Annotated in this window: 24 protein-coding genes and 2 pseudogenes; 12 read left to right on the top strand and 14 right to left on the bottom strand. The window is 70.2% G+C overall.

The genetic code is table 11. The annotated features are described in order from the left end of the window. Nucleotides 1–21 precede the first annotated feature (21 nt). Together AC5Y5B_RS02585 and AC5Y5B_RS02580 are read left to right on the top strand one after the other, a co-directional pair. On the top strand, nucleotides 22–1,044 hold the full coding sequence (locus AC5Y5B_RS02585) for a TIGR03617 family F420-dependent LLM class oxidoreductase (protein WP_500003265.1): 1,023 nt from the start codon (nucleotides 22–24) through the stop codon (nucleotides 1,042–1,044). Further along, nucleotides 1,041–1,859, top strand: coding sequence for an enoyl-CoA hydratase/isomerase family protein (locus AC5Y5B_RS02580; protein ID WP_500003262.1), 819 nt, complete (start codon nucleotides 1,041–1,043; stop codon nucleotides 1,857–1,859). The genes AC5Y5B_RS02585 and AC5Y5B_RS02580 overlap by 4 nt, the downstream gene beginning before the upstream one ends. 13 nt (nucleotides 1,860–1,872) lie before the next feature. On the opposite strand, the gene AC5Y5B_RS02575 is transcribed toward AC5Y5B_RS02580, so the two are convergent. Both AC5Y5B_RS02575 and AC5Y5B_RS02570 read right to left on the bottom strand, forming a co-directional pair. Continuing rightward, nucleotides 1,873–2,793, bottom strand: a complete 921-nt coding sequence (locus tag AC5Y5B_RS02575; protein ID WP_500003260.1) for an SDR family NAD(P)-dependent oxidoreductase — start codon at nucleotides 2,791–2,793, stop codon at nucleotides 1,873–1,875. After that, nucleotides 2,790–3,575: a DUF2867 domain-containing protein gene (locus AC5Y5B_RS02570; protein WP_500003258.1), complete on the bottom strand. Its 786-nt coding sequence runs from the start codon at nucleotides 3,573–3,575 to the stop codon at nucleotides 2,790–2,792. Before AC5Y5B_RS02570 ends, AC5Y5B_RS02575 begins: the two co-directional genes overlap by 4 nt. A 21-nt stretch (nucleotides 3,576–3,596) precedes the next feature. On the opposite strand from AC5Y5B_RS02570, the gene AC5Y5B_RS02565 reads away from it, so the two are divergent. Further along, nucleotides 3,597–4,193 carry a TetR/AcrR family transcriptional regulator gene (locus AC5Y5B_RS02565; RefSeq protein ID WP_112631662.1) on the top strand — a complete coding sequence of 199 codons (597 nt, stop codon included), beginning with the start codon at nucleotides 3,597–3,599 and terminating at the stop codon, nucleotides 4,191–4,193. Here the strand turns inward: AC5Y5B_RS02565 and AC5Y5B_RS02560 are convergent. From AC5Y5B_RS02560 to AC5Y5B_RS02550, 3 genes are read right to left on the bottom strand one after another with little or no spacing between them, the layout of a single operon-like run. After that, complete coding sequence (locus AC5Y5B_RS02560) at nucleotides 4,167–6,353, bottom strand: AAA family ATPase (protein WP_500003254.1); 2,187 nt, start codon at nucleotides 6,351–6,353, stop codon at nucleotides 4,167–4,169. The genes AC5Y5B_RS02565 and AC5Y5B_RS02560 overlap by 27 nt on opposite strands. After that, nucleotides 6,350–7,213, bottom strand: coding sequence for a CDP-diacylglycerol--serine O-phosphatidyltransferase (pssA, locus tag AC5Y5B_RS02555; protein ID WP_112631660.1), 864 nt, complete (start codon nucleotides 7,211–7,213; stop codon nucleotides 6,350–6,352). The genes AC5Y5B_RS02560 and pssA overlap by 4 nt, the downstream gene beginning before the upstream one ends. Then, nucleotides 7,210–7,932: a phosphatidylserine decarboxylase gene (locus AC5Y5B_RS02550; protein WP_500003252.1), complete on the bottom strand. Its 723-nt coding sequence runs from the start codon at nucleotides 7,930–7,932 to the stop codon at nucleotides 7,210–7,212. Before AC5Y5B_RS02550 ends, pssA begins: the two co-directional genes overlap by 4 nt. A gap of 38 nt (nucleotides 7,933–7,970) precedes the next feature. Here AC5Y5B_RS02550 and AC5Y5B_RS02545 point away from each other — a divergent pair. Next, a pseudogene (locus tag AC5Y5B_RS02545) lies at nucleotides 7,971–9,210 on the top strand (MFS transporter); the annotation flags it as partial. Between the two features lie 6 nt (nucleotides 9,211–9,216). Here AC5Y5B_RS02545 and moeA read toward each other — a convergent pair. The 3 genes from moeA to AC5Y5B_RS02530 all read right to left on the bottom strand — a co-directional run bounded on the left by moeA (nucleotide 9,217) and on the right by AC5Y5B_RS02530 (nucleotide 12,478). Next, nucleotides 9,217–10,422 (bottom strand): molybdopterin molybdotransferase MoeA, encoded by a 1,206-nt coding sequence (gene moeA, locus AC5Y5B_RS02540; RefSeq protein WP_112631657.1) that lies wholly within the window; start codon nucleotides 10,420–10,422, stop codon nucleotides 9,217–9,219. A 20-nt stretch (nucleotides 10,423–10,442) separates the two neighbouring features. Beyond that, the gene (locus AC5Y5B_RS02535; RefSeq protein ID WP_500003248.1) at nucleotides 10,443–11,381 is read right to left on the bottom strand and encodes an SDR family NAD(P)-dependent oxidoreductase; all 939 of its coding nucleotides are present in this window, start codon (nucleotides 11,379–11,381) and stop codon (nucleotides 10,443–10,445) included. Between the two features lie 602 nt (nucleotides 11,382–11,983). Next, on the bottom strand, nucleotides 11,984–12,478 hold the full coding sequence (locus AC5Y5B_RS02530) for a cupin domain-containing protein (protein ID WP_500003246.1): 495 nt from the start codon (nucleotides 12,476–12,478) through the stop codon (nucleotides 11,984–11,986). Nucleotides 12,479–12,507: 29 nt separating this feature from the next. Here AC5Y5B_RS02530 and AC5Y5B_RS02525 point away from each other — a divergent pair, with 29 nt between their 5' ends. Beyond that, nucleotides 12,508–13,206: a M24 family metallopeptidase gene (locus AC5Y5B_RS02525; RefSeq protein WP_112631654.1), complete on the top strand. Its 699-nt coding sequence runs from the start codon at nucleotides 12,508–12,510 to the stop codon at nucleotides 13,204–13,206. On the opposite strand, the gene AC5Y5B_RS02520 is transcribed toward AC5Y5B_RS02525, so the two are convergent. After that, nucleotides 13,203–14,117, bottom strand: a complete 915-nt coding sequence (locus AC5Y5B_RS02520) for an SDR family NAD(P)-dependent oxidoreductase (RefSeq protein WP_112631653.1) — start codon at nucleotides 14,115–14,117, stop codon at nucleotides 13,203–13,205. The two genes, AC5Y5B_RS02525 and AC5Y5B_RS02520, sit on opposite strands and share 4 nt — an antisense overlap. 103 nt (nucleotides 14,118–14,220) lie before the next feature. Between AC5Y5B_RS02520 and AC5Y5B_RS02515 the strand changes: the two genes are divergently transcribed. The 3 genes from AC5Y5B_RS02515 to AC5Y5B_RS02505 all read left to right on the top strand — a co-directional run bounded on the left by AC5Y5B_RS02515 (nucleotide 14,221) and on the right by AC5Y5B_RS02505 (nucleotide 17,605). After that, on the top strand, nucleotides 14,221–14,787 hold the full coding sequence (locus AC5Y5B_RS02515; protein WP_165821742.1) for a TetR/AcrR family transcriptional regulator: 567 nt from the start codon (nucleotides 14,221–14,223) through the stop codon (nucleotides 14,785–14,787). Nucleotides 14,788–14,972: 185 nt separating this feature from the next. Then, nucleotides 14,973–16,598, top strand: coding sequence for a chaperonin GroEL (gene groL / locus AC5Y5B_RS02510; RefSeq protein WP_007768358.1), 1,626 nt, complete (start codon nucleotides 14,973–14,975; stop codon nucleotides 16,596–16,598). A gap of 182 nt (nucleotides 16,599–16,780) precedes the next feature. Next, nucleotides 16,781–17,605: an SDR family NAD(P)-dependent oxidoreductase gene (locus AC5Y5B_RS02505; protein WP_500003239.1), complete on the top strand. Its 825-nt coding sequence runs from the start codon at nucleotides 16,781–16,783 to the stop codon at nucleotides 17,603–17,605. On the opposite strand, the gene AC5Y5B_RS02500 is transcribed toward AC5Y5B_RS02505, so the two are convergent. From AC5Y5B_RS02500 to AC5Y5B_RS02485, 4 genes are read right to left on the bottom strand one after another with little or no spacing between them, the layout of a single operon-like run. After that, nucleotides 17,594–18,157, bottom strand: coding sequence for a carboxymuconolactone decarboxylase family protein (locus AC5Y5B_RS02500; protein WP_500003237.1), 564 nt, complete (start codon nucleotides 18,155–18,157; stop codon nucleotides 17,594–17,596). The two genes, AC5Y5B_RS02505 and AC5Y5B_RS02500, sit on opposite strands and share 12 nt — an antisense overlap. Nucleotides 18,158–18,204: 47 nt before the next feature. Further along, nucleotides 18,205–18,600 carry a pyridoxamine 5'-phosphate oxidase family protein gene (locus tag AC5Y5B_RS02495; RefSeq protein ID WP_500003234.1) on the bottom strand — a complete coding sequence of 132 codons (396 nt, stop codon included), beginning with the start codon at nucleotides 18,598–18,600 and terminating at the stop codon, nucleotides 18,205–18,207. 31 nt (nucleotides 18,601–18,631) lie between these two features. Then, nucleotides 18,632–19,276 (bottom strand): PPE family protein, encoded by a 645-nt coding sequence (locus tag AC5Y5B_RS02490; protein WP_112631648.1) that lies wholly within the window; start codon nucleotides 19,274–19,276, stop codon nucleotides 18,632–18,634. A 38-nt stretch (nucleotides 19,277–19,314) separates the two neighbouring features. Then, complete coding sequence (locus AC5Y5B_RS02485; protein WP_112631647.1) at nucleotides 19,315–21,057, bottom strand: N-acyl-D-amino-acid deacylase family protein; 1,743 nt, start codon at nucleotides 21,055–21,057, stop codon at nucleotides 19,315–19,317. 46 nt (nucleotides 21,058–21,103) lie between these two features. On the opposite strand from AC5Y5B_RS02485, the pseudogene AC5Y5B_RS02480 reads away from it, so the two are divergent. The 3 genes and pseudogenes from AC5Y5B_RS02480 (at nucleotide 21,104) to AC5Y5B_RS02470 (ending at nucleotide 22,868) form a co-directional block, all read left to right on the top strand. Then, nucleotides 21,104–21,474: pseudogene (locus AC5Y5B_RS02480) on the top strand (VOC family protein). A gap of 10 nt (nucleotides 21,475–21,484) precedes the next feature. Beyond that, entirely contained in the window at nucleotides 21,485–22,003 is a 519-nt protein-coding gene (locus AC5Y5B_RS02475; protein ID WP_112631646.1) for a mycothiol transferase, read from the top strand. A gap of 10 nt (nucleotides 22,004–22,013) precedes the next feature. After that, nucleotides 22,014–22,868, top strand: a complete 855-nt coding sequence (locus AC5Y5B_RS02470; protein WP_112631645.1) for a hypothetical protein — start codon at nucleotides 22,014–22,016, stop codon at nucleotides 22,866–22,868. A gap of 9 nt (nucleotides 22,869–22,877) precedes the next feature. Here the strand turns inward: AC5Y5B_RS02470 and AC5Y5B_RS02465 are convergent, their stop codons facing one another. Further along, entirely contained in the window at nucleotides 22,878–24,617 is a 1,740-nt protein-coding gene (locus AC5Y5B_RS02465; protein ID WP_500003228.1) for a cytochrome c biogenesis protein DipZ, read from the bottom strand. A 110-nt stretch (nucleotides 24,618–24,727) separates the two neighbouring features. Here AC5Y5B_RS02465 and AC5Y5B_RS02460 point away from each other — a divergent pair, with 110 nt between their 5' ends. After that, on the top strand, nucleotides 24,728–25,414 hold the full coding sequence (locus AC5Y5B_RS02460; protein WP_112631643.1) for a TetR/AcrR family transcriptional regulator: 687 nt from the start codon (nucleotides 24,728–24,730) through the stop codon (nucleotides 25,412–25,414). Nucleotides 25,415–25,458: the final 44 nt, after the last annotated feature.

The following is a 25,458-nucleotide window of genomic DNA, read 5'->3' as shown; positions in this document are numbered from 1 at the left end:
GGTTTCGCAGAAGGGCGGTGCATGAAGGTACAGCTTCAGGTCAGCGGTTCGCCGGCGCAGGCGGCCGCAAGCGCCGCCGAGATCGCCGCGACGGGCGCGGACGGATTGTTCACCTTCGAGGGCCAACACGATGTCTTCTTCCCGCTGCTGATCGCCGCAGGCACGACCGGCCTGGACCTGATGACCAACGTCGCGATCGCCCCGCCGCGCAGCCCCTTGCACATGGCGCACTCCGCGTACGATCTGCAGCTCTACAGCGGCGGCCGGTTCCGCCTCGGCCTCGGCTCACAGATCAAGGTGCACATCGAAAAGCGTTATGGCGGTAGATGGGAACCTCCGGCCCCGCGAATGGCCGAAGCCATCGCCGCGATCAAGGCGATCTTCGCCGCGTGGGAAGGCCAGGCCCGATTGGACTTTCGCGGCGAGTTCTACACCCACACCATCATGGCGCCCAACTTCAACCCCGGGCCCAATCCGTTCGGGCCGCCCCCGGTGCTGCTGGGCGCGCTGGGTCCGGTGATGACGCGCACCGCCGCCGAGGTCGCCGACGGCCTCTTGGTGATGCCGTTCAACAGCGCCCGCCACTTCGCCAACCGCACCGTGGCCGCCATCGCCGAGGGGCTGCGCCGCTCGGGGCGCAGGTTCGATGAGTTCCAGGTCATCGCCCAGGCCATGGTGGCCGTCGGGCGCGACGAGTCCGACCTGGAGGCCGCGGTCAACGGGGTGGCTTCCCTGATCGCGTTCTACGGCTCGACACCGGCCTACCTCCCCGTGCTCGAGGTCGAGGGCTGGGCCGAGGCGCAGCCCGAACTCAACGCGCTGTCCAAGCAGGGCCGCTTCGCCGACATGCGGCGGCTGATCACCGACGAGATGGTCGGGCGGATCGGGATCGTCGGCACGCCCGAGCAATGCGCGGAGCAGATCGCCGCGCGGTTCGGTGCGCACGCCGACGAGGTGTGCTGCTATTTCCCCGGCTACACGCCGCGCCGCGCGGACGTCGCCGACATGATCGGCGCCCTGCACCGGGTGCCCGCGCTGCCATGAGCGAGGACCTGACGGTCGACATCGACTCGGGCGTGGCGGTCCTCACCCTCAACCGGCCCGAACACCTCAACGCCTACACCGCCGAGATGGGCGCGCTGCTGAGCCGCGCGTACCGCGAGTGCGACGACGATGACGACGTGCGGGCCATCGTGGTGACCGGGGCCGGACGCGCCTTTTGCGTCGGGGCCGATTTCTCCGACGACACAAGCCCTTTCGATGCGCCCACCGATCCAGGCGCGTTCTCGGCGTCGCCGATCACGCCAGCCGCCTTCGAATTGCGCAAACCGGTGATCGCCGCCGTCAACGGCCACGCCATCGGAATCGGCCTAACCATCGCGCTGCAGGCCGACCTCCGCATCGTCGCCGAGGACGCGAAATACGGTGTGGTGCAGGTCCGCCGGGGCGTGCTGCCCGACTGCATGGCGCATTGGACCTTGACCCAGCTGACCAGCCTGGGCGTGGCCGCCGACATCATGTTGACCGGGCGGACCTTCGGCGGCGCCGAGGCCGCCGCGCTCGGCGTCGCCAACCGTGCGCTGCCCGCCGACCGGGTGCTCGACCACGCGCTGACCGTGGCCCGCGACATCGCGGACAACGTCGCGCCGCTGTCGGCCGCGCTGTGCAAACGCCTGCTGTGGGACACCGCGATCCATCGCTACACGCCGCGACAGGTCGCCGCGCTGGAAACCGCCCTGCACGAGCGGGTGATGGGCGGCGACGACGCCGGGGAGGGTGTCGCCGCGTTCCTCGAGCACCGGCCGCCGAACTTCACCGCGCGGCTGTCCCGCGAGTGGACGCCGCTTCCCGATCCGTGAACCCGGCGCGCGGTCACCGTGTCGCGCAGAGCCTTTCGGAGAGCTCCCACAGTTCGGCCGCGCGCCGCGGGTCGCGGGCGTGTGGCGCGGCCTCGCTGATCCGGCAGTCCTCAAGGTAGAGGCCGCCCCGGTCGGCCAGCTCCGGGGCGATTGCGGCCCACACCTGGGTGGCCGCACCCTGTTCGGGCATGACGAAGTCGAGGAAACCGTCGGAGGGCTCGGGCCGGTTCTCGGCGGCGAGCGCGCGCAGCTGCGAGAAATCCGCGCGCGACATGTACCGCGCGAGGGAGGTGGCCACGGTGCCCGGATGCACGGCGTAGGACCGGATTCCGTCCCCGCGCAGGCGCCGGTCGGCTTCCACGGCGTGCAGGACGTTCGCCGTCTTGGATGCCCCGTAGGCGGCGAACTTGTCGTACTCGCGGCGCTCCCAGTTGGGGTCGTCGAAGTCGACGTCGCCCATCACGTGGCCGCCCGATGACAGGGACACGATCCGGGCCCCGCCGGCGGCGGCGAGCTGGGGGATGAGCAACCGGGTGAGCTCGAAGTGGCCGAAATGGTTTGTCCCGATTTGGTATTCGAAGCGGTCCTGGGTGCGCCCGAACGGCGTGAACATGACCCCTGCGTTGTTCATCAGCACGTCGAGGACCGGGGTTATCTCGGCGATCGCGGCCGCCGCCGCGCGCACGCTGGACAGCGCCGTGAGGTCCAGCGGCACCGTCGACGTCCGCGCGCCGGCGACCTCGGCCGCGATCCACCGCGCCGCCTCCGCGAGGGCGTCGGCGTTGCGGGCGGCCAAGATGACGTGCGCGCCGGCGGCGGCCAGCGCCCGGGCGGCCTCGCGGCCCAGGCCCGATGATGCGCCGGTGATCACACACGTCATGGGGGACAGGTCGACCCCGTCGACGATCTGCAGCGCGGTCGGTCGTTCGGTCATGCCGGTACACGCTGCCACACCGCGGCGCGCTTCATCAGCCGCGGCGCCACGGCCCGGTGCAGCGGGCCGACGAAAGCCCAGGCCGTTCGGCCGGCGGTTTTGCGGCAGTACTGCACGCGAGTGGTGAGGCTGGCACGCGGACCGTCCTGGCGGCGCAGCGTCAACTCGCCGAGCATGAGTGGCCCGCGCGCCGTCAGCACGAGCTCGTCGCGATCCGACCGCGCGATCGTCCAGCCGATGATGTGCTCGGCCGACGAATGCGGCCCGAGGCGCAATCTCAGCACGTGGCGGTGGATCCACGGGACGACGCCACCGCCCCCGCTCCGCCCGACCGCATCGCGGAAGGTCTGTTCGGCGGTGCGTGAGTCGCCTTGCGGGAGAGGGACTTCGAAGACGTCCGTGTAATCGGCCCGCTCGGCGGCCGCCGCGATGCGTTTGAGCGTCCAACGGACGGCGAGGCGGTGCCCCCCGGTGCCGATGACGAGCACCCGGTAGACCTTGCCGTGTAGGCCCGGGAAGGCCGCCCAGGTCGCCGAGCGCACGCGGGTGCGGCCGCCGGCGACGGGGTCCAACTCGAACGCCCACCGGTAGACGGCGAAGGGGTGGCGGCCCTTGAGCGCGAACCGCGCCGGCGGCCGGGCCTTGTCCAGCGTGAAGCCGACCGGCACCGTCGACGGGTCGTGCGGGTCGCGGCACATCACCCGCAGCAGCGCCGACCACGTGTCGTCGCGGTTCGCGTCGATGGTTATGGCATGCTCATCGATATAGGGTAATCGTTCCATATAGAAGGAATGTACTAGATCATGGCCCCTCCGCGGAAGCACGAAACCGATGTGATTCTCGACGCCGCCCGAATGCTGGTGCTCGACGGCGGTCCGCGAGCCGCCAGCGTGGCCGCGATCGCGAAAGCCAGTGGCGCACCGGCGGGCACGTTGTATCACCGGTTCGGTAACCGCGACGGCATCCTCACGGCGGCCTGGCTGCGCGCGCTGCGCCGCTTCCAGGAGCGGGCGCTGGCCGCCGACGGCCAGACCCCGATGGAGGCCGCCGTCGCGATGGCCGTGGCCGCCGTCGGCTTCGCGCGGGCCCTGCCCGAGGACGCCCGGCTGCTGTTGACGATCCGGCCCGGCGACCTGCTCGACGACGAGCCGGACGCGGCGTTCCGGCACACACTCGCCGAGATGAACGCCCCGCTGACCGACCGCGTCGCCACGCTGGCGCGCGAACTCTATGGGAACTCCCGGCCGCGATCCGTCGACGCGGTCGCGCGCGCGGTGGCCGATCTGCCCTACGCCGTCGTGCGGCGTCACGCGCACGACGACCCGATGCCGTCCTGGCTGGAAAAGGACGTGGCGGCGTCGGCGCGGGCCGTGCTACAAAGCTTTGGCGAACGCCCGTAGCGATTCGACCTGCGTGGAATCCAAAGAGGGACGGACGTTTTCGCGCGCCGCGGCGAGGTCGGCGGCCGTCACGTCGGTGGCGTCGATGGAGCGGCGCATCGCGGTCAGTGCGGCCTCGCGCAGCAGCGCCACGCAGTCGGCCGCGCTGTAGCCGTCGAGTCCGGCCGCCACCTCGTCGAGATCGACATCGGCGCTCAACGGAATGGATTTGCCTGCGGTGCGCAGGATTTCGCGGCGGGCCGCGGCGTCGGGCGGTTCGACGAACACCAGCCGCTCGAGCCGGCCCGGGCGCAGCAGCGCGGGGTCGATGAGGTCGGGCCGGTTGGTGGCGCCCAGCACCACCACGTCACGCAGCGGGTCGACGCCGTCGAGTTCGGTCAGGAGCGCCGCCACCACGCGATCGGTGACACCGGAGTCGAAGCTCTGCCCGCGTCGGGGCGCCAGCGCGTCCACCTCGTCGAGGAAGACCAGCGAGGGCGCCGAATCGCGGGCGCGCCGAAACAGTTCGCGCACCGCCTTTTCCGAGCTGCCCACCCACTTGTCCATCAGCTCGGAGCCCTTCACGGCGTGCACGGACAGCTGACCGGTGCTGGCCAGCGCGCGCACGATGAAGGTCTTGCCGCAGCCCGGCGGCCCGTACAGCAGCACCCCGCGCGGCGGTTGCACACCCAGGCGGGCGAAGGTGTCGGGATGCTGCAACGGCCACAACACGGCCTCGGTCAGCGCCTGGCGGGCCTCGGCCATGTCGCCGACGTCGTCGAGGGTGATGTTGCCGACGCTGACCTCCTCGCTGGCCGAGCGGGACAGCGGCCGGATCACGGTCAGCGCACCGGCCAGGTCCTCCTGTTTCAGCTCCGGCGGCAGGCCGTCGGAGCTGGCCCGCGACGCCGCCCGCAGCGCCGCCTCACGCACCAGCGCGGCTAGGTCGGCGACCACGAAACCCGGTGTGCGAGAGGCTATCTCGTCGAGGTCTAGGTCGCCGATGGGCACGTTGCGCAGCAGCGACTCCAGCAGCGCCTTGCGGGTGCCGGAGTCGGGAAGCGGCAGGCCCAGCTCACGGTCGCACAGGTCGGGGGCCCGCAGCCGGGCGTCGAGCTGGTCGGGCCGCGCCGAGGTGGCGATCAGGGCGACGCCCTCGCTGGCCACCGCGGCGCGCAGCTCGCCGAGGATCAGGGATGCCACCGGTTCGGCCGCGGCCGGCAGCAGGGCATCGACGTCGGTGATCAGCAGCACCCCGCCTCCGTCGCGGACCGCCTGCACCGCCGACGCCACCGCCTTGAGCCGGTCCTCGGCGGCCAGCGCGCCGACCTCGGGGCCGTCGAGCGTGACCAGCCTGCGGTCGCCGCACACCGCGCGCACCAGGGTCACCTTGCCCACGCCGGCCGGGCCCGAGACCAGGACGCCGAGGTTGGCGCCGGCGCCCAATGTCTTGAGCAGATGCGGTTCGTCGAGCGCGAGCTTGAGCCACTCGACCAGCTTGGCGGCTTGGGGCTGGGTGCCCTTGAGTTCCTCGACGACCATCTCCGGCCTGGCGTTCTCGACCGATATCCGCGACGCGGCACCGGCGCTCGACGGAACACCGCCGCCCCAGGTGACCAGCGAGTTGGGTTGCACGCTCACCGGGCCCTCGGGGTCGGTGCCGGTGACCGTCAACAGCTCCGAGGTCCAGCTGATCCCCACCGCGGTGGCCAGCACGCGGGTGGCCTCTGACGTCGAGGTGCCCGGGCCCAGGTCGCGGGGCAGCAGCGATACGGCGTCGCCCACGGTAATCACCTTGCCCAGCAAGGCTTGTCGCAACGTGACCGGCGTGATCGACTGGGTGGCCAGCGTCGAGCCGGCCAGCGTCACCGATCGCGCGCCGTAGACGGTGACCGCGCCGACGACCACCGGGGTCCCCTCGCGCAGGCCCGCGTTGGACAGCGTCACGTCATCGAGCAGCACGGTGCTCACCGGCGTGTCCGGGCCGGCCAGGCCGGCGACCGCCGCCGTGGTCCGAGAGCCGATCAGCGACACCGCGTCCCATTCCCGAATTCCCAGTGCGGCAATGGCATTCGGATGCAATCGGATGACACCGCGGCGGGAGTCCACGGCGGAGGTGTTCAGCCGGGCGGTCAGAGTGAGTTGACGGGCCGGGCCCGCGTCGTCGCCGGAGCGACTCACGGCAGGCGCCTGCCCGGCTTGCGCAGGCCCAGCCGCGCCATCGACCGGCGGTTGGGCTGGGCCCGGCGGATCGCCCGCCGCGCGGCGCGGCGCTGCTTGGGCTCGTGATCCCACGCCTCGGGATGCGCGGCCAGCCAGCGCGAGTTGCGGATGGCGAACGGCACATGGCACAGGTAGGCGACGATGAGCACCCAGATCAACACGTAGGGCGCCAGCACGGCGGCCGCCGCGCAGATCGCCAAGACCGCCAGCAGGGGTGCCGCCCAGCTCGGCGGCACCGCGACCGCGTGCATCTTACGCATCGGGATCTTGCTGACCATCAGGATCGACGTCCCGGTGATCCAGCTGCAGAGGAACAGCGGTGACGTCCACCAGCCGTCCCCGAACTGCAGCTTGAGTCCGATCAGGCCGATCATCGAGATCGCGCCGGCCGGCGCGGGCATGCCGACGAAGAACTCGTGCGCGTAGGACGGCTGACTGCCGTCGTCCTGCAAGGCGTTGAACCGTGCCAGCCGCAACACCACGCAGACCGCGTAGAGCAGGATCACCACCCAGCCGGCCGGCGACTTGGTCAGCAGCGTCACGTAGAGCACGATCGCCGGCGTCACGCCGAAGTTCACGGCGTCGGCCAGCGAGTCGATCTCCTCACCCATCCGCGACTGGGCGTCCAGGATGCGGGCCACCCGCCCGTCGAGCCCGTCCAGGATCGCGGCCGCCGCGATCAGCGCCATGGCCGCCTTGGGCTGGTGTTCGAGGGCGAACCGGATCGAGGTTAACCCCGCACAGACCGAGAGCACCGTCATCGCGCTCGGCAGGATCTGCAGGTTGACCGCCGGCCGTCCGCGCGGCTTGCTGATCATGGCAGCTCGGCCAGCACGGTCTCGCCGGCGATCGCGCGCTGGCCGACCTTCACCAGCGGCTCGGCGCCCGGCGGCAGGTAGGTGTCCAGCCTGGAGCCGAACCGGATCAGGCCGTAGGTGTCCCCGATCGACAGCTTGTCCCCGACGTGCGCGTCGCAGATGATGCGCCGGGCCAGCAACCCGGCGACCTGCACCGCGACGACGTCCGCGCCGTCGGGGGTGCGGATGCGCAGGCTGGTGCGCTCGTTCTCGGTGCTCGCGGCGGCCAGGTCGGCCGAGCCGAAGCGGCCCAGCCGGTGCTGCACGGCGATCACCTCGCCGCTGACCGGCGCGCGCTGCACGTGCGCGTCCAGCAGCGACAGGAAGATGCTGACCCGCGGCAGCGGCGCGTCGCCCATGTTCAATTCGGCGGGCGGCGCGGCGAAGTCGATCACGCAGATCTCGCCGTCGGCGGGTGCGACGATCGCGCCCGGCCGGGTGGGTGGCACCCGCGGGGGATGCCGGAAGAATCCCGCGCAGGCACCGGCGGCCAGCAGGCCCGCCCGTCGCAGCCATCGATGCCTGCGGCCGACCAGGGCCAGCGCCAGCCCGGCGCCGACGAACGGTCGCCCGGCCGGATGCACCGGTGGGACGGCGGAGCGCACCAATTCCAGTGCATGCTGCGGGCTGAAGCCCGGGTCTTGAGCGGAGGGGCCGACAGTGCGGGGGCGGCGTGCCACGCGGCCATCTTACGGAGCCCGCGACTGATTCGTAGCGGCCCGCAGGGGGAACGCCCACCTTCGACATGCAATCGCACAGCGCCGATCGACCGGCAGTACGAGTGCGCCGGGCGAAAGTCGCGGTCACGGCGGTCTTCGTCGCCCACGGGACGATGTTCTCGTCCTGGGCCGCCCACATTCCCCACGTCAAGGCCGAACTCGGCCTTTCCGACGCGGCGCTCGGAACGGCGCTGTTCGGTGCGCCGCTGGGATCGGTGGTGGCCACCGCGCTGATGCCACTGGGCGCTGCCCCGCTGGGGTAGCCACCGGCTGATCCCGGTCACGGTGGCCGGCTATGCGGCGGCCGGAATGACGGTGGGCCTGGCCCGATCCGGGGCTTGGTTGTTCGCGGCGCTGGCGCTGTGGGGACTGTTCCAGGGTGCGCTGGACGTCGCGATGAACACCCAGGCCGGCACGGTGGAGCGGCTCGCCGAGGCTCCGATCATGGCGCGCTTCCACGGCATGTGGAGTGTCGGGGCGCTGGTGGGAGCGGTGATCGGGGCGGGGTGCGTCACCGCGGGCGTCGGCCTGACGGTCCAGCTGGCGGCGCTCGGACTGGTCGTCCTGATCGTGGCGGAAACGCTGACCCGGCGCCTGATCCCCGACGCGGCGGAGAGGGCGGCGCCGTCGGGCCGGCCGGAAGGCAACCGCGCGTGGCTGACGCCGACGGTGGCGATCCTGGCGGCCGTGTCGTTCGCCTCGTTTCTGTGCGAAGGCGCCGCCACCGACTGGTCGGCCAACTACCTGCGCAACGTCCTCGGCGCCGGCCCGAGCGTCGCCGCGGTGAGCTACGCCGCCTACACGGGCGCGATGGTGGTCACCCGGTTCGGCGCCCCGCGGCTGCACGCGCGGGCGCCCAGTCGCCGGCTGCTGCCCGCGCTGGCGCTGGTGGCCGTGGTGGGCATGAGCGTGATGCTGGCGAGCCCCAACCCCTGGATCGGCGTGCTCGGTTTCGCGGCGTTGGGCGCCGGCGTGGCGTTGCTGGTGCCGACCGCCTTCAGCGCGGCCTACGGCGCGAGCGGCGCCGGATCGGCGATCGCCATCGTGGCCGCGACCGGCTGGCTGGGTTATCTGCTCGGGCCGCCACTGATCGGGCACCTGTCCGGTCGGGTGGGGCTGTCGGCTGCGCTGGTCACCATTCCCGTGATGATGGCGATCGTCGGCATCGCCATCCGCTGCACCCCGGCTTTCGACAAGGCCGACGAGTTCCATCGCGACGTGGCCACGCCCGCGGCCTAGTGAGCCCTAGCGCAGATCCCAGACCTGCAACGGGGTGCCCTCGGGCACCTCGACGACGTCCTCGGGGATGTCCAGCAGCCCGTTCGCCGACGCCAGCCACCGCAGGTGATGCGACGCCGGCGGCCCGTAGCTGGTGACCGTGCCGGCGTCGTCGCTCAGCACCGCGCGCCGGAATTGGCGCTTGCCGCGCGGTGAGGTCAACGACTCGGCGAGCACGGCGGTGCGATGCGGACGGTCCGGGTCCGGCAGACCCATTGCCCGGCGCAGCGCGGGACGGATGAACACCTCGAAGGACACCAGCGCGCTGACCGGGTTGCCGGGCAGCGTGACGATCGTCGCGCCGGCCACCCGTCCCACGCCTTGGGGCATGCCCGGCTGCATCGCGACTTTGACGAATTCCACACCCTGGTCGCCCTCGCGGCCGAAGGCGTCCTTGACCACCTCGTAGGCGCCGGCGCTGACGCCGCCGCTGGTGATGATCAGGTCCGCGTCAGCCGCGTATCGGTCGACGATCGAACTGAATTGCGCCACTTCGTCTTCCGCGGTCGCGACGGCGACCAGTTCGGCGCCCGCATCCCGGACGGCGCCGGCCAGCATGATCGAATTGGACTCGTAGATCTGCCCGGGCTGCAGCGCGGTGCCCGGCGTCACCAGCTCCGATCCGGTCGAGATCACCAGCACCCGCTGACGCGGAATCAGCCGCAGCTCGGCGATTCCCAGCGCCGCCGCCAGGCCGAGCACCGCGGGCGTCACGACCTGCCCCTGCCTCAACACGGTGGTGCCGGGGGAGACGTCCTCGCCCGCGTGCCGGATATGCCTGCCCGCCTCGCGCGGCGCGCGGATCGACACGACGTCCACGCCGCCGTCGGTGTCCTCCACCGGCACGACGGCGGTCGCCCCGGCGGGCAGCGGTGCGCCCGTCATGATCCGGTGGGCCGTGCCGGGCTGCAGCGTCAGTTGATCGGTGCGCCCGGCCGGAATGTCTTCGGCGACGGGCAGCACCACCGGGTGTTCGGGTGTGGCGGTCGAGATGTCTTCGGCGTGCACCGCGTAGCCGTCCATCGCCGAGTTGTCGAAGACCGGCAACGCCAGCTGCGCCACCACGTCTTCGGCCAGCACCAGGTCCTGGGCCTCGGTGAGCGGGACCGCGACCGGCGGGCGGGGGCGAATCAACTCGGTGACCACCCGCTGATGTTCGGCGACTGAGCGCATCGGAGCCATTATGTCCCGGGTCAGACCGGGAAGCTGACGCCGGTGAGCTCTTCGGAGACGGCCCAGAGCCGACGCTGCAGTTCCTCGTCGTGGGACTGGGCGCTGGACTCGACCAGCTTCGGGCGGCCCCGCTGTTCGAGGAATCCCGACGGGCCGTAGTACTGCCCGCCCACGACGGCCGGATCGGTGGCGGCCCGCAGCGTCGGCAACGCGCCCATGGCCGGGCTCTGGAACAGCACCGGCCCCAGCACGGCCTTCACCGGCCGGAACACGCCCGGCAGGTTGCGGGCCAACTCGGTGTTGGAGCCGCCGGGATGCGCGGCGACGGCGATGGTCTTCGCGTCGGCCTTGGCCGCCAGCCGTCGCTGCAGCTCGTAGGTGAACAGCAGGTTGGCCAGCTTGGACTGCCCGTACGCCGCGATCCGGTCGTACCGGCGTTCTGACTGCAGGTCGTCGAAGTGGATCGCGGCGCGCAGCCGGTGACCCAGGCTGCTGACCGTCACCACCCGCGAATCCCGCACCACCAGCAGGTTTTCGAGCAGCAGCCCGGTCAGCGCGAAGTGGCCCAGATGGTTGGTGCCGAACTGCAATTCGAAACCGTCCCGGGTGACCTGCTTGGGCGTCCACATCACGCCCGCGTTGTTGACCAGCAGGTCGATGCGCGGGTAGGCCGCGCGCAGCGCGTCGGCGGCCGAACGGATCGCGTCCAGCGAGGTCAGATCCAGCTGTTGCAGAGTGACGTCCGCACGCGGGCTGGCGGCGACGATGCGCGACAGCGCCGCGTTGCCCTTCTCCAGGTTGCGCACCGCGAGCACGACGTGGGCGCCGCGGTAGGCCAGCACGGCGGCCGCCTCATACCCGATGCCGGTGTTCGCGCCGGTGACGACGACGACGCGGCCGCTCTGGTCCGGGACGTCGCCCTCCGACCAGTTGCGGTTTTCTGTGTCGTTGGAAGCCATGGCCCAAAACATACTCATCGGCGGTCGACCCGGTCGGGTTGGGCGACGGCCCGGTGACGGTGCGGCTTGTCGTGTCCTTCGCGAAAAACCGTTACCCGGACAGCGATTTCCACCGGATCCGACGCGCTCGTGGGGCTCGTCGAGGGTGGGGCAGTCGCACGCTCGCCGCGATCGCGCCCACGTGCCGCGCTACGTCGACGGCGACCTGGGGGGCGCGACGTAACGGCGGCGCGGCGCGCGCCGTACGCGGGGCCCTCGGGTCATCGCGGCCGGTGCGAGCGACAGGCGTGCCCGGGCACGATCGCGGACTCCTCGCCCGCCCCGTTGATAGCCGACGACCCGGGTGCTGCGCTCCCGCACGGCGACCGGCGTGGGCGGGCGGGGCCGAAAGTCCGGTGTGCTGCGGGGTTTTGGGCGTTTGATCCGCAGGCTGATCATCACCGGGGCGCTCATCGACCAATCGATCCTCTGCCGCATCCAGGCCGCAGCCCGTTTCGACGGCTTCCGCGTTCGCACGGACACACCCTACGCCCACTGTTCCCGCGCTCGACCTCACCGTCAGAAACGTTACGGCGGAACGAATTTCGGGTTAACGCAAGGGTTTACTGCACCCAGAAATTATCGTGGCGGATGAACCATTCCCGGCGTTCCTCGTCGGTCATATCCGCCAGTGCCGCAAAGCCTTCGAAGTATGCCTCGCGGGGTGCGCCGGGCGCGAACAGCATCAGAATCGATGCCGGTTCGTCCGCCTCGTTGCGAAAACCGTGGACGCCCCCGGGTGGCACGTAGAGGAAGTCGCCTTGGTGGCCGTCCGTCCACTGGGTGCCCTCGTAGAGTTTCATCGTCCCGGACAGGACGAAGAACGCCTCGGACATGGCGCGGTGGAAATGCGCCGGCGGGCCGCCGCCGGCCGGGGCGATGTCGACCCGGTAGAGCCCGTAGTCGCCGGCGGTGTCCTGTTGGTTGGCCAGGTAGTGGTACTTGGCCCCGGTGGTCTCGTAGTCGGGGGGCTCTTCGGCCCGCTTGAGCCAGGCGCTGATCTCCGGTTCGTCCTTGGTGTAGCGGGCTGGCGGGTAGGGCGGCACGACGAGGGACATGGTTCCAGTGTGCGCATAACATCGCCGGTGTGAAGGGATCGAGCGCCGAAGACGTTCGCGTGCAACGGCTGCTGGACGCCGAGGACAAGGCCGGGCGGCTGTTCGACGAGATCGAGCGGCGGGCCATGATCCGCCCCGGGCTGGCCGAAAAGGAACTCTCCGACCAGATCCACGACCTCGCCGGGGAGATGTTCGGGGTGACGCGGCACTGGCACCGGCGGATCGTGCGGGCCGGGGAGAACACGCTGCAGCCGTTCCACGAACGCCCGCCGGACCGGGTGATCGTCGACGACGACATCGTCTTCCTGGACCTGGGGCCGATCTTCGAGGACTGGGAGGCCGATTTCGGGCGGACGTTTGTGCTCGGCGACGACCCGCACAAGATGGCCGTTCGCGACGCGCTGCCGCGGGTGTGGCAGGCCGGCCGCGACCACTTCGCGAGCAATCCCGAGATCACCGGCGCCGAGCTGTTCGACTACGTCGTCGGCGTGGCCCGCGCCGAGGGCTTCGACTGGGGCAGCCGCATCGCGGGCCACCTGATCGGCGAATTCCCGCACAAGAAGATCGCCGGCCCGGGCGTCCAGTGGTACATCATGCCCGGATCGACCAAGCCGATGCGCCGCACCGATCCGCGCGGGCGCATCTGTCACTGGATCCTCGAGATCCACCTCGTCGATCGCGCACGCGGTTTCGGCGGCTTCTACGAACAGCTGCTCGACCTCAGTTAATCGAGGGGATAGACCACCCCGGTGAGCTCCTCGGAAATCGCCCACAGCCGGCGCTGCCGGTCGGCATCGTGCGACTTCTTGCTGGAGCCCACGATCGTCGGGTAGCCGCGGGTCTGGCCGAGGCCGTCGGGACCGTAGTACTGCCCACCGAGCACCGCCGGGTCGGTGGCCGCGCGCAGGGTGGGCAGCGCGCCCATGGCCGCGTCCTGAGCAATCCGCGAGAAGAACAGGTCGACGGCGGGCTTCAGCAGCGTGGGCGTGTAGCGACCCAATTCGGTGTTCGAACCGCCGGGGTGCGCGGCGGCGGCGATCGTCGTGCCGTGCGGGGCGAGCCGTCGTTGCAGTTCGTAGGTGAACAGCAAGTTGGCCAGCTTGGCCTGCCCGTAGGCGGCGACGCGGTTGTAGCGGCGCTCCCAGTGCAGGTCGTCGAAGTGAATGTCGGCGAGGATGCGGTGGCCGACGCTGCTGACCGTGACGATCCGCGAGCCGGCGACCGGCAGCAGCCGGTCCAGCAGCAGACCGGTGAGGGCGAAGTGGCCCAGGTGGTTGGTGCCGAACTGCAGCTCGAAGCCATCCTTGGTGGTCGACTTCGGCGTGTACATCACCCCGGCGTTGTTGATCAGCAGGTCGATGCGGTCGTGTGCGGAGCGCAGCTGTTCGGCGGCCGCGCGGACGGACTCCAGCGAGGTGAGGTCGAGTTCCTGCAGAGCGACGTCGGCGTCGCGGCTCTCGGCGGTGATGCGCGCGACGGCGTCCTTGCCCTTGTCCAGGTTGCGCACGGCCAGCACCACGTGGGCGCCGTGCGCGGCCAGCGCCTTGGCGGTCTCGTAGCCCAGGCCGGTGTTGGCCCCGGTGATGACGGCGACCCGGCCGGTCTGGTCGGGAATGTCCGCGGTGGTCCACTTCGCCATGACAGGCTCCTTGAACTTGTAGAGTAAACGGGGCGGGCGCTCCGGTTGACTCCGACTATACGGAACGCACGCCCCGCTTTGTCAACCGATGGGTGATGAACAGATGGCACAGCCCGAACGCCGGTTACGCGCCGATGCGGCGCGCAACCGCGCGCGCGTGCTGGAGGTCGCCTACGACACCTTCGCGGCCGAGGGCCTGTCGGTGCCCATCGACGAGATCGCGCGCCGGGCCGGCGTCGGGGCCGGCACCGTCTACCGGCACTTCCCGACCAAGGAAGCGCTGTTCCAGGCGGTTATCGAGGACCGGATGCAGCGGCTGGTCGACGACGGCCGCGCACTGCTGCACTCCGAAGGCTCCGGCGAGGCGCTCTTCGCCTTCCTGCGGTCGATGGTGCTGCAGTGGGGCGCGACGGATCGTGGTCTGGCCGACGCGCTGGCCGGGCTTGGCGTCGACATCGCCACCGCCGCCCCCGACGCCGAGGACGCCTTCCTGGCCATGCTCGACGAGCTGCTGCGAGCCGCGCAGCGGGCGGGCACCGCGCGCCGGGATGTCGGGGTCCGCGAAGTGAAGGCGATCATGGTCGGCTGCCAGGCGATGGAGGCATACAACTCGGCGTTGGCCGAGCGGGTTACCGACGTCGTCGTCGACGGTTTACGCGCTGGGCGATAGGGCTGACCGCTTCTTGCACTCGACATGGGCGAGTGCTAAGAATGACGTTGGCACTCGCGACCAGTGAGTGCTAGGTCGGGACGGTGAGGCCAGGGCCGCGCCAAGCGGGAGACACCTAGCCGTCCGTCGCGGGCACTGCACCCGGCCAGAACGTGTCATCCCCAATCCGGAGGAATCACTTCGCAATGGCCAAGACAATTGCGTACGACGAGGAGGCCCGTCGCGGCCTCGAGCGGGGGCTCAACGCCCTCGCCGACGCGGTAAAGGTGACGTTGGGTCCCAAGGGCCGCAACGTCGTCCTGGAGAAGAAGTGGGGCGCCCCCACGATCACCAACGATGGTGTGTCCATCGCCAAGGAGATCGAGCTGGAGGACCCCTACGAGAAGATCGGCGCCGAGCTGGTCAAGGAAGTCGCCAAGAAGACCGACGACGTCGCCGGTGACGGCACGACGACGGCCACGGTGCTGGCCCAGGCGTTGGTCCGCGAGGGCCTGCGCAACGTCGCGGCCGGCGCCAACCCGCTGGGTCTGAAGCGCGGCATCGAGAAGGCCGTCGAGAAGGTCACGGAGACCCTGCTCAAGTCGGCCAAAGAGGTCGAGACCAAGGACCAGATCGCTGCCACCGCGGCCATCTCCGCGGGCGACCAGTCGATCGGCGACCTGATCGCCGAGGCGATGGACAAGGTCGGCAACGAGGGCGTCATCACCGTCGAGGAGTCCAACACCTTCGGCCTGCAGCTCGAGCTCACCGAGGGCATGCGGTTCGACAAGGGCTACATCTCGGGCTACTTCGTCACCGACGCCGAGCGTCAGGAAGCCGTCCTCGAGGACCCCTTCATCCTGCTGGTCAGCTCCAAGGTCTCGACCGTCAAGGACCTGCTGCCCCTGCTGGAGAAGGTCATCCAGGCCGGCAAGCCGCTGCTGATCATCGCCGAGGACGTCGAGGGCGAGGCGTTGAGCACCCTGGTCGTCAACAAGATCCGCGGCACCTTCAAGTCGGTGGCCGTCAAGGCCCCCGGCTTCGGTGACCGCCGCAAGGCGATGCTGCAGGACATGGCCATCCTCACCGGTGGCCAGGTCATCAGCGAAGAGGTCGGCCTGTCGCTGGAGAGTGCCGACGTCGCCCTGCTGGGTAAGGCCCGCAAGGTCGTCGTCACCAAGGACGAGACCACCATCGTCGAGGGCGCCGGTGACTCCGACGCCATCGCCGGCCGGGTGGCCCAGATCCGCAGCGAGATCGAGAACAGCGACTCCGACTACGACCGCGAGAAGCTGCAGGAGCGCCTGGCCAAGCTGGCCGGCGGTGTTGCGGTGATCAAGGCCGGAGCCGCGACCGAGGTCGAGCTCAAGGAGCGCAAGCACCGCATCGAGGACGCGGTCCGCAACGCCAAGGCCGCCGTGGAGGAGGGCATCGTCGCCGGTGGTGGCGTGGCCCTGCTGCACGCGACCCCGTCGCTGGACGAGCTGAAGCTCACCGGTGACGAGGCGACCGGCGCGAACATCGTCCGCGTGGCGCTCGAGGCTCCGCTGAAGCAGATCGCCTTCAACGGTGGTCTGGAGCCTGGCGTGGTCGCCGAGAAGGTCCGCAACTCGCCCGCCGGTACCGGCCTGAACGCCGCGACCGGTGAGTACGAGGACCTGCTCAAGGCCGGCGTCGCCGACCCGGTGAAGGTGACCCGTTCGGCGCTGCAGAACGCGGCGTCCATCGCGGGCCTGTTCCTCACCACCGAGGCCGTCGTCGCCGACAAGCCGGAGAAGGCGGCCGCACCCGCGGGCGACCCGACCGGTGGCATGGGCGGCATGGACTTCTAAGTCCGACGACTCAAGTACGGGAAAAGCCCGGCCCCCCATCAGGGGCCGGGCTTTTTCGTTGCGACTGCCGGTCCGCCTTTACCGAGTGTGAAGCTAGCCGCACGTTCGACGGCGAGCGTGCGGCCAGTTTCACGTTCGGCGGCGGTGAGCGCTCCGAACCCGCGGCGCTCTAGGGTGAACGCGTGGCCCTTCCGACTCCCTCACCCGCCAGCACCGCCGTCGTCACCGGCGCATCATCGGGCATCGGCGCCGACATCGCGCGCGAATTGGCCGACCGCGGGCACGGCGTGACACTGGTCGCCCGCCGGGAGGACCGGCTGCGCGAGCTGGCCGACGAACTCGCCGGCCGGGTGCGCGTCGAGGTGATCGCCTGCGACGTCGCCGATTCCGCCGCCCGCGCCGGCCTTCTCGACGAGGTGGGACGCCGCGGCCTGACCGCCGACATCCTGGTCAACAACGCCGGCATGGGCACCATGGGTTCGGTCACCAAGACGCCCGTCGACGCCGAGATCGCGCAGGTGCGGGTCAACGTCGAGGCCGTCATCGACCTGTCGACCCGCGCGGTCCAGCAGATGGTGCCGCGCGGGCGCGGCGCGATCCTCAACATCGGCTCGACCGCGGGCTACCAACCCTTTCCGGGGCAGGTCGGCTACGCGGCCACCAAGGCGTTCGTCAACAACTACACCCAGGGGCTGCGCGGTGAACTCGCCGGCACCGGCGTCACCGTCGCGCTGCTGTGCCCGGGCCCGGTGCGCACCGAGTTTGTGCAGAGCGCCGGCATGGACGAGCGGGACTTCGCCGACGCGTTCCCGAAGTTCATGTGGAAGCCGTCGCGCGAGGTGGCGCGCGCCGGAGTCGACGCGCTCGAGCACGACCGCGGAACGGTGATCCCCGGGCTGCCGGGCCAAGTCAGCACCCGCGTGTTTCAGTTCATGCCGCGGCGAATCCTTTTGCCGCTATTGAAGAATCAGCATCCGAGCCTGCGCAGGGACCGCTCAGCGCGCTGACCCAGGCCAGGGCCGCATCCAGCCCTCCACCGGAAGCGCGAGCGCATTGCACAGCGTGCAGATCGTGCGATACCAGCCGACGGCCGTGAGCAATTCGATGCGCTGCTCGTCGTCGAGGTCACGGCCCAGCGCGGTCCACGTCGCCTCCGACCACGAGCCCGTGCGTTCGAGTTCGTCCACCGCCTCGATCAGCGTCCGCTCCGCAACGCTCCACCGCGGGTCGTCCGGTCCGCCGGTGACCAGCGCGTCGCACTCGTCGTCGCTGACCCCCGCGATCGGCCCCCAGAACGCCGCCTGCCCGCCCCACTCGTATGCGCAGCCGACCAGCGCGCAGATCCGCAAGATGGCGATGGTCCGCGTGCGGGCGGGCAAAAGCGCCGCGACATAAAGGGATTCGCCGAGCTTGCGCAGCCGGGAGGCCAGCGTCGGATGGCGCTGCAGGCAACGCACCAACAGCAGCGGCTCATAGGTGCGGTCGGGGTGACCCCAGCTGTTGATGCCAGTGGCATCTTCTTCGCTCCAGGGCGGAGCGAGCGGTGCGACGCGGCTCACGGATGAGACTGTACGGCCTGGCCTGACGGCGGCGCTTGCGATCGCCGCTAGGCCGGCAGCGAGAACACCACGCAGTCGTGCAGGCAGCCCTTGGCGGCGTCCGGCGAGTCGGCGTCGCGGTGCAGCAACGCGCGGGTGGGGATCACGGTCAGGCGGGCGGTCTCCTCGCGGGCGTCGGTCACCTGGGCGTTGCCGTCGACGATCAGCGAGTAGCCGCCCGGCTCGGCGGGCGGCCACAGCAGGGTCACGTCGGCGCGCCGGGCGAGGTTGTTGCGGGTCCGGCCGCCGATGAGTCCGACGTCGAGAGTGGCGTCCTCGAGCCGCGGTTCGACCGTCACGGTGTGCACGCGGTACGCGTCGTCGACCGTGATCAGGTACGCGTACGGGTAGTCGGCCAACGCATCGGCCAGCGCCTTGAGGTCGACCTTCTTCTTGGTCCGCATGATCTTCCAGGATAGGCGCGGCTGCCGCGCGCTACTGCGGCGCCGAGGGCCGCAAGAACCCGGCGATGCGTGAGGTGTAGCCGCGGGCGACGGCGCCGGAGCTGGCCGGGCGCGTCACGGCGGTGCTGGTGTTGGAGAAGCCGAGGTTTTGCAGCACCTGATTCCAGGGCGGCAGCTTGGCCACGGCCGCCGACGCGTCGGCGTGGTAGCCGAACATCGCCGCCACGTCCGAGGCCCACATCTGCTCGTAGGCGGCCTCGATGTCGGCGATGGCCGCGGTGCTCTGGCCGAGGTGGTTATTGGCCGCCAATGCGCGCACCAGGGCGCGGTTGGCCGCCACGACGGCCGGCTGCACGGTGGCCGCCAGCGCCACCTCGAATGCGGTCGCGATGGCCGACGCCTGGTGTGACACCTCTTCGGCCTGGGCGGCCGCCGCAGACAGCCAGCTCACGTACTGGCTGGCGACCGACATCATCGCCGTCGACGACGCGCCCTGCCACGACCCGCTGGCGAGATCTGACGTCACCGAAGAAAATGACGATGCCGACGATGCCAACTCTTCGGCCAGCCCGTCCCACGCGGCCGCGGCAGCAAGCAGCGGCCCGGGACCAGGACCGGAGAAAATTAGTGCCGAGTTGACTTCTGGCGGCAACCACGCAAAATGCGGGTTCGTCACGGACCCAACTTAGCTGGTATATGCCACTTTTGGTGGCGTTATCGCGAGGCTGCGGGGATGGGCTGGCGCCCACGGACCAACTTGCCTGGGCGGGCGTCGGTCGGAACGCCGTTTTCGGCGATCACTTGCCCGGCCACGATCGTGGCGACATACCCCTCGGCGGTCTGGTCCAGGCGCCGCCCCCCGGCGGGCAGGTCGTAGCTGATCACCGGCTTGTGCAGCCGCAACGCGGCGTGGTCGATGACGTTGAGATCGGCCTTGTAGCCCACCGCGATTCGGCCGCGATCACCCAGCCCGGCGACGCGGGCCGGCACCGACGTGAGCTCGCGAACCGCCTCGGGCACCGTGAACCGTCCGGTCTTGCGGTCCCGGGCCCAGTGCGTCAGGAAGTAGGTCGAGTAGCTGGCGTCGCAGATCATCCCGTAGTGCGCGCCGCCGTCGCCGAGACCGAGCACCACGTCGTCGCGGTGCAGCAGTTCGCCGACCGTGTCCAGCGAGTTGTTCTGCAGGTTGCTGGTCGCGACCAACAGCATGGCCCGGCCCTCGTCGTCGAGCAGCCGGTCGTACGCCTCCTCCATCGGGTCCACGCCGCGGGCGCGGGCGCGGGCGCCGATGCTGGTCGACGGGTCGGGCTCGTAGTCGGGGTCCTCGCCGAGCGGAAAGATCCAGTCCCACATCTGAGCCACGTACAGGATCGGATGCCCCTGGCCGGGCTTGTCGGCCAGGATGCGGGCGCGGACCTCGGGCTTGCGCATCTCGGCGACCCGCTCGGCCAGCGGCAGGTGCGCGATCTCGCGGTAGCTGGGGTAGAGGACGAACGGGTTGGCGGTCAGCTGCAGGCCGATGATCAACCCGATCGGGCGCGGCAGCAGCTGCGCGGTGACGCGGACATCGCCGCCGTCGGCGGAGCTGTTGGCCTTCTCGATCATCGTGATGGCGTCCGGCCACGACGGGTCGCCGGAGTTGGCGACGACGAGGGTGAAGGTGACCGGCAACCCGACGTCCTCGGCGACGTCGAACACCGTCTGCAGCACCGGCTGATAGCCGCCCGACGGGATGTCCGGGACGAACTGCAACAACCCGCCGCCGCCGTCCACGACGCCGCGGGCGATCTCCTCGATCTCCTCGCGGGCGGCCTCGTAACTCGGGATGGGCGAACCACTTTCGGTCTTGTGGATGGTCAGCCGCGACGACGCGAAGCCCAGCGCGCCGACCTCGATCGCCTCCTTGGCCAGCTCGCGCATCTTGGCCAGGTCGTCCTCGGTGGCCGGCTCCCGGTCGGCGCCGCGCTGGCCCATCACGTACACCCGCAGCGGCGAGTGCGGCAGATACGCCGCCACGTCGATGTCGCGCTTGCCTGACTCGAGCGCGTCCATGTATTCGGGGAACGTCTCCCACGTCCACGGCAGGCCGTCGGTCATGACGACGCCGGGAATGTCCTCGACACCGGCCATCACGTCGACGAGCACGTCGTGGTCGGACTGCCGGCAGGGCGCGAAGCCGACCCCGCAGTTGCCCATCACCACGGTCGTCACGCCGTGCGCCGAGGACGGCGTCAGGCGTTCCGACCAGATGGACTGGCCGTCGTAATGCGTGTGCAGGTCGACGAAGCCGGGCGTGACCAGCAGCCCGGTGGCGTCGATCTCCCGCGCGGTGGTCGCTCCGTTGACGTTCCCGACGGCCGCGATGACACCGTCTCGCACCGCCACGTCACCGACGAACGGCTCACCGCCCAACCCGTCGACGATGGTGCCGTTGCGGATGATGAGGTCGTAAGTCATCCAAACAATCTACGACCGTCGCGCTGACTCGTGCCAGGATCTTCCCGTGATCGATCACGTGGGCATCAACTGCGCCGACTACGCCAAATCTCAGCGGTTCTACGACGCGGTGCTGGGGACGCTGGGCTTCTCCCGGCAGCTGGATGTCGGTCGCGCCATCGGCTACGGGCGGGCGGGCAAGCCGACGTTCTGGTCTCGGGCGCGCTGGGCGGGCCCAATCGGGAAGTCCACCTGGCTTTCGAGGCGGCCGACGAGAACGCGGTGCGCGCCTTCTACGAGGTGGCCGTCGAATTGGGCGCCGAGCCGCTGCACGCGCCGCGGCTCTGGCCCGAATACCACCCCGGATACTTCGGGGCCTTCGTGCGCGATCCCGACGGCAACAACGTCGAAGCGGTCTTCCACGGGATCCTCCCGTAGTGTCGCGAACATGGCCAGCACCGACGATGCCGCCGTGTTGCAAGAGCTCCTGCGCGACGCTTTCACCCGGCTGATCGAACACGTCGACGAGATCACCGAGGGGCTGACCGACGAGGTGTCCGGCTACCGGCCGGCCCCGGACGCCAACAGCATCGCCTGGCTGCTGTGGCACAGCGCCCGGATACAGGACCTCCAGCTCGCCGATGTCGCCGCCGTCGAGCAGGTGTGGTTCCGCGACGGCTGGGTGGACCGATTCGGGCTGGACCTGCCGCGCGACGACACCGGTTACGGGCACGGGCCCGGCGACGTGGCCAAGGTGAAGGCGCCCGCTGACCTGCTGTCCGGCTACTACCACGCGGTGCACAAGCTCACCTGCGAGTACGTCGCCGGGGTGACCGCCGAGGAACTGGCCCGCGTCGTGGACACCAACTGGGATCCCCCGGTGACAGCCAGCGCGCGATTGGTGAGCATCATCGACGACTGCGCCCAGCACCTCGGTCAGGCCGCGTACGTGCGGGGGATTGCGTAGATTCGCAGGGGTGCGATTCGCGGCGACCGTGCTGTTGTGGCTCATCACCACGCTAGCGCTGGCGCTGGCGATCCCCGCGGCGTGGACGCAGCTGCATGTGGTTGACGCCGACGGCTACGCCGCGCTGGCGCAGCGCGCGGCCACCGACCCGGCCCTGCAGTCCGCCATGGCGGGCGAATTGACCGCTCGGGCAACGACTCTGGTCACCGAGCATGGCGGGGGCCGTTACCCGCTCGACACTGCCGATGTGCGCGAAGCGGCCGGCGCCTTCACCGCCGGCCCGGACTTTCCGCCGCTGTTCGCCCGGGCGAACCGGGCGGCTCACGGCTGGCTGTTCAGCGATCCGGCGGCCGCCGACAACGGCAACCAGTGGGCGGTCGACGTGGCGCCGATGCTCAGGGACCCCTCGATCCAGCCGCTGCTCAACCGACACAACGTGACGGTGCCCGCGAAAATTACTGTCCCGCTGACCGTTTCGGTGCCGCACTCGTTGCGGCAGGGACGGCTGAGCCCGTTGGCCACCTGGTGCCCCTGGGTGAGCGTGGGTGCGGCGGCGCTGTGCGGTGTCTGCGCGCTGCTCACGCTGGCCGCCGCGCGCCGCCGCGGCAAGGCGCTGAGCAGCCTGGGCGTCTCGGCGCTGCTCGTCGGTGCGGCCGGATGGGCGGGCATCGAGGTCGCCGCGCGTTACTTGAATGCCGCGCTCAACCACACCACCGGCAACGTGCGGGCGGTGGCCGAGGTGATGGCCGGGCACGCCGAAGCCGTTCTGCGCCAATGGCTCAACGTCACGTTGCTCGCCGGTGCCGCCTTGGTCGCACTCGGCGTGGTCGTTGCCATGCTGGGCAGCCTCGCGAAGAAGTCGTGAGCCCGCCGGCTAGCCGAACGTGAACGAGAACACCTGCAGGCCCTTGCTGACCTGCATCTCGAACTGATCGCGATGCGCGGTGTCGTCGGCGACGATCCGGTGCAGCGTGGGTGCCCCGCCGATCGGCGTCGTGGTGGTCTTTCCGTCCCGGGTCACGGCGATGGTGCCGGTTCCCCCGACGACGGCGTAGACGTCCTTCGCGGTGTAGTTCAGCCGGACGGCGGAGTCGTCGCCGTCGGCCGTGACCCCCTGGTCGTCGAGCGTCCAGCGACCGCGCAGGGCGAACTTGTCTTCGGCCAGGTTCGGTGGGTAGCTCAGCGTGGCGGGTCCCTGCTTGTAATCCCCTGTGCCGCCGTAGTTTCCGGATTTGCCGACACCCAGGTAGGTCTCGGGTGTGAGCCTGGTCTGCGGGGTCATGTCGGCGGAGTTCGCCGGTGCGGGCAACCGGGCACCGGGATGGGCGTCGACGAGCAGCGTGCGGATCAGCTTCTCGGTGCCGTCGTAGTCGCCCTCGCCGAACTTGGTATGCCGCACTTGCCCGTTCGCGCCGATCAGGTACTCGGCGGGCCAGTACAGGTTCTGGAAGTTGTTCCATGTCGCGTAGTCGTTGTCCAGCGCGATGGGATAGGTGATGTGCAGGTCCGCGGCGCCGCTGGCCACATTGGCGGGCACCCGCTCGAAGGCGTACTCGGGGGTGTGCACCCCGATGACGAGGAGCCCGTTGTCGCGGTACCGGTTGTACCAGTCGATCACGTGCGGTATGGCGCGCTGGCAATTGATGCACGAGTAGGCCCAGAAGTCGATCAGAATCACCTTGCCGCGCACCGATTCCGGGTCCAGCGGTTTGCCGTCGGGGGTGTTGAGCCACCCGGTGACGCCGGTGAGGGCCGGGGCCGGTCCGCACTGCTGCAGTTCGGCGGAACCGCTCGAACAGTCGCTCAGCGCGCCGTCGATGGTGGTGCCGGGGTGGCTCAGCTGCAGCCCGCCCTGGGTCGAGGGCTGCGCGGGGGCCGGGCCCAGGCTGCGCTCGATATCGTTGGCGCCCAACCTGTTCTGCATGGCCGTCGTGTAGTCGGGCACGGCGCGCTGCAGCATCGCCGGCAGGTTGAACACCAGCGCCACGGCCAGCACGATCATCGCGATCCCGCCGGCGATCTGAATTGCGCGCTGCCGTCGGCGGAACGCGGCCACTCGATCGGCGGCGCGCCGCCCGGCCAACGCGAAGGCCAGCAGCGGCAGCGCGTTGCCGAGGGCGAAGGTCGCGGTCAAGACCAGTGCGCCGGGGCCGATCGACGAGGTGCCGCCGGCCACCACGATGGCGGCCAGCACCGGCCCCGCGCACGGCACATACAGGGCACCCAGCGTCAGTCCTAACCCGAAACCATCTGTCCCGGAACCGATTTGGCGTTGCGGAAAATACGCGAACGGCCGCTCGAGCAGGTGCTGGACGGGCGGGAAGATCAGCCCCACGCCGATCAGTATCAGCACCACCAATGCGGCCCACCGGATCGCGTCCTGCGGCAGGTGCAGCGCCGTCAGCAGCGCGGAACCGATCAACGTGGCCAGGCTGAAGCTGCAGACCAGGCCCGCGATCACCAGGTAGGGCCGGGCCGCGGACCTCACGCCGCGCGCGCCGGCTCGTCCGCTGTCCATGCCGGACAACAGCACGACCGGAAGCACCGGCAGGATGCACGGCGAGATACCGGTGATCAGGCCGCCGAGAAACCCGATCAGGGCGATGGTCTGCACGGGCTATTCGAGACGCCGGGTGATGAGCATGGCTACACCTTTACCTGTTTTGGCGCCCGGCTGTGACCCGCGCACAAATCACGGGACGTGCGTTATGCAAATCACACAACGTGCGTTACGCTCAGCCGGTGGCGCAACTAACATTCCAGCGCGCCCGCACCGAGGAAAAGAAGCGTCAACGTGCGGAGGCCCTCGTGGAAGCCGCACGCTCGCTGGCGCTCGAGGCCGGTGTCGCCTCGGTCACGCTGACAGCCGTCGCCAACCGGGCCGGCATTCATTACTCCGCCGTCCGCCGCTACTTCACCTCGCACAAGGAAGTCCTGCTGCGTCTGTCCGCGGAGGGGTGGGTGCGCTGGTCGACCACGGTGTCGGAGAAGCTGGCGGAGCCGGGCCCCAAGTCGCCGTCGCTAATCGCCGAGACACTGGCCAATGCCCTGGCTGAGGACCCGCTGTTTTGCGACCTGCTGGCCAACCTGCACCTGCACCTCGAACACGAGGTGGACGCTGACCGGGTGATCGAGGTCAAACGGATCAGAACCGCCGCCACGCTGTCGCTCGCCGACTCGATCGAGTGCGCACTGCCGGCGCTTGGGCGTCCGGGATCGCTGGACATCTTGCTGGCCGCGTACTCGCTGGCGGCCACGCTGTGGCAGGTCGCCAACCCGCCGGAGCGCCTCAACGATGCCTATGCCGAGCAGCCGGGAGTGGTCCCCCCGGAGTGGAACCTGGATTTTGCAGCCGCCCTCACTCGCTTGCTGACCGCCACGTGCGTCGGGCTCATCTCGGGGTCGCAATGAACGCAGAGGGGAGGCCGGGGGCTGTGGCTTGGCGGACTGCAACG

The organism is Mycobacterium sp. NGS33, assembly GCF_059812885.1.
The sequence above is the reverse complement of the archived record's forward strand: the minus strand, read 5'-3'. Positions and strand labels throughout refer to the sequence as shown.

What these genes read in the sequence shown, in the direction of transcription:
- AC5Y5B_RS02585 (WP_500003265.1), top strand. Translation starts at nt 22, where the DNA reads ATGAAGGTACAGCTTCAGGTCAGCGGTTCGCCGGCGCAGGCGGCCGCA.
- AC5Y5B_RS02580 (WP_500003262.1), top strand. Translation starts at nt 1,041, where the DNA reads ATGAGCGAGGACCTGACGGTCGACATCGACTCGGGCGTGGCGGTCCTC.
- AC5Y5B_RS02575 (WP_500003260.1), bottom strand. Translation starts at nt 2,793, where the DNA reads ATGACCGAACGACCGACCGCGCTGCAGATCGTCGACGGGGTCGACCTG.
- AC5Y5B_RS02570 (WP_500003258.1), bottom strand. Translation starts at nt 3,575, where the DNA reads ATGGAACGATTACCCTATATCGATGAGCATGCCATAACCATCGACGCG.
- AC5Y5B_RS02565 (WP_112631662.1), top strand. Translation starts at nt 3,597, where the DNA reads ATGGCCCCTCCGCGGAAGCACGAAACCGATGTGATTCTCGACGCCGCC.
- pssA (WP_112631660.1), bottom strand. Translation starts at nt 7,213, where the DNA reads ATGATCAGCAAGCCGCGCGGACGGCCGGCGGTCAACCTGCAGATCCTG.
- moeA (WP_112631657.1), bottom strand. Translation starts at nt 10,422, where the DNA reads ATGCGCTCAGTCGCCGAACATCAGCGGGTGGTCACCGAGTTGATTCGC.
- AC5Y5B_RS02535 (WP_500003248.1), bottom strand. Translation starts at nt 11,381, where the DNA reads ATGGCTTCCAACGACACAGAAAACCGCAACTGGTCGGAGGGCGACGTC.
- AC5Y5B_RS02530 (WP_500003246.1), bottom strand. Translation starts at nt 12,478, where the DNA reads ATGTCCCTCGTCGTGCCGCCCTACCCGCCAGCCCGCTACACCAAGGAC.
- AC5Y5B_RS02520 (WP_112631653.1), bottom strand. Translation starts at nt 14,117, where the DNA reads ATGGCGAAGTGGACCACCGCGGACATTCCCGACCAGACCGGCCGGGTC.
- AC5Y5B_RS02515 (WP_165821742.1), top strand. Translation starts at nt 14,221, where the DNA reads ATGGCACAGCCCGAACGCCGGTTACGCGCCGATGCGGCGCGCAACCGC.
- groL (WP_007768358.1), top strand. Translation starts at nt 14,973, where the DNA reads ATGGCCAAGACAATTGCGTACGACGAGGAGGCCCGTCGCGGCCTCGAG.
- AC5Y5B_RS02495 (WP_500003234.1), bottom strand. Translation starts at nt 18,600, where the DNA reads ATGCGGACCAAGAAGAAGGTCGACCTCAAGGCGCTGGCCGATGCGTTG.
- AC5Y5B_RS02485 (WP_112631647.1), bottom strand. Translation starts at nt 21,057, where the DNA reads ATGACTTACGACCTCATCATCCGCAACGGCACCATCGTCGACGGGTTG.
- AC5Y5B_RS02475 (WP_112631646.1), top strand. Translation starts at nt 21,485, where the DNA reads ATGGCCAGCACCGACGATGCCGCCGTGTTGCAAGAGCTCCTGCGCGAC.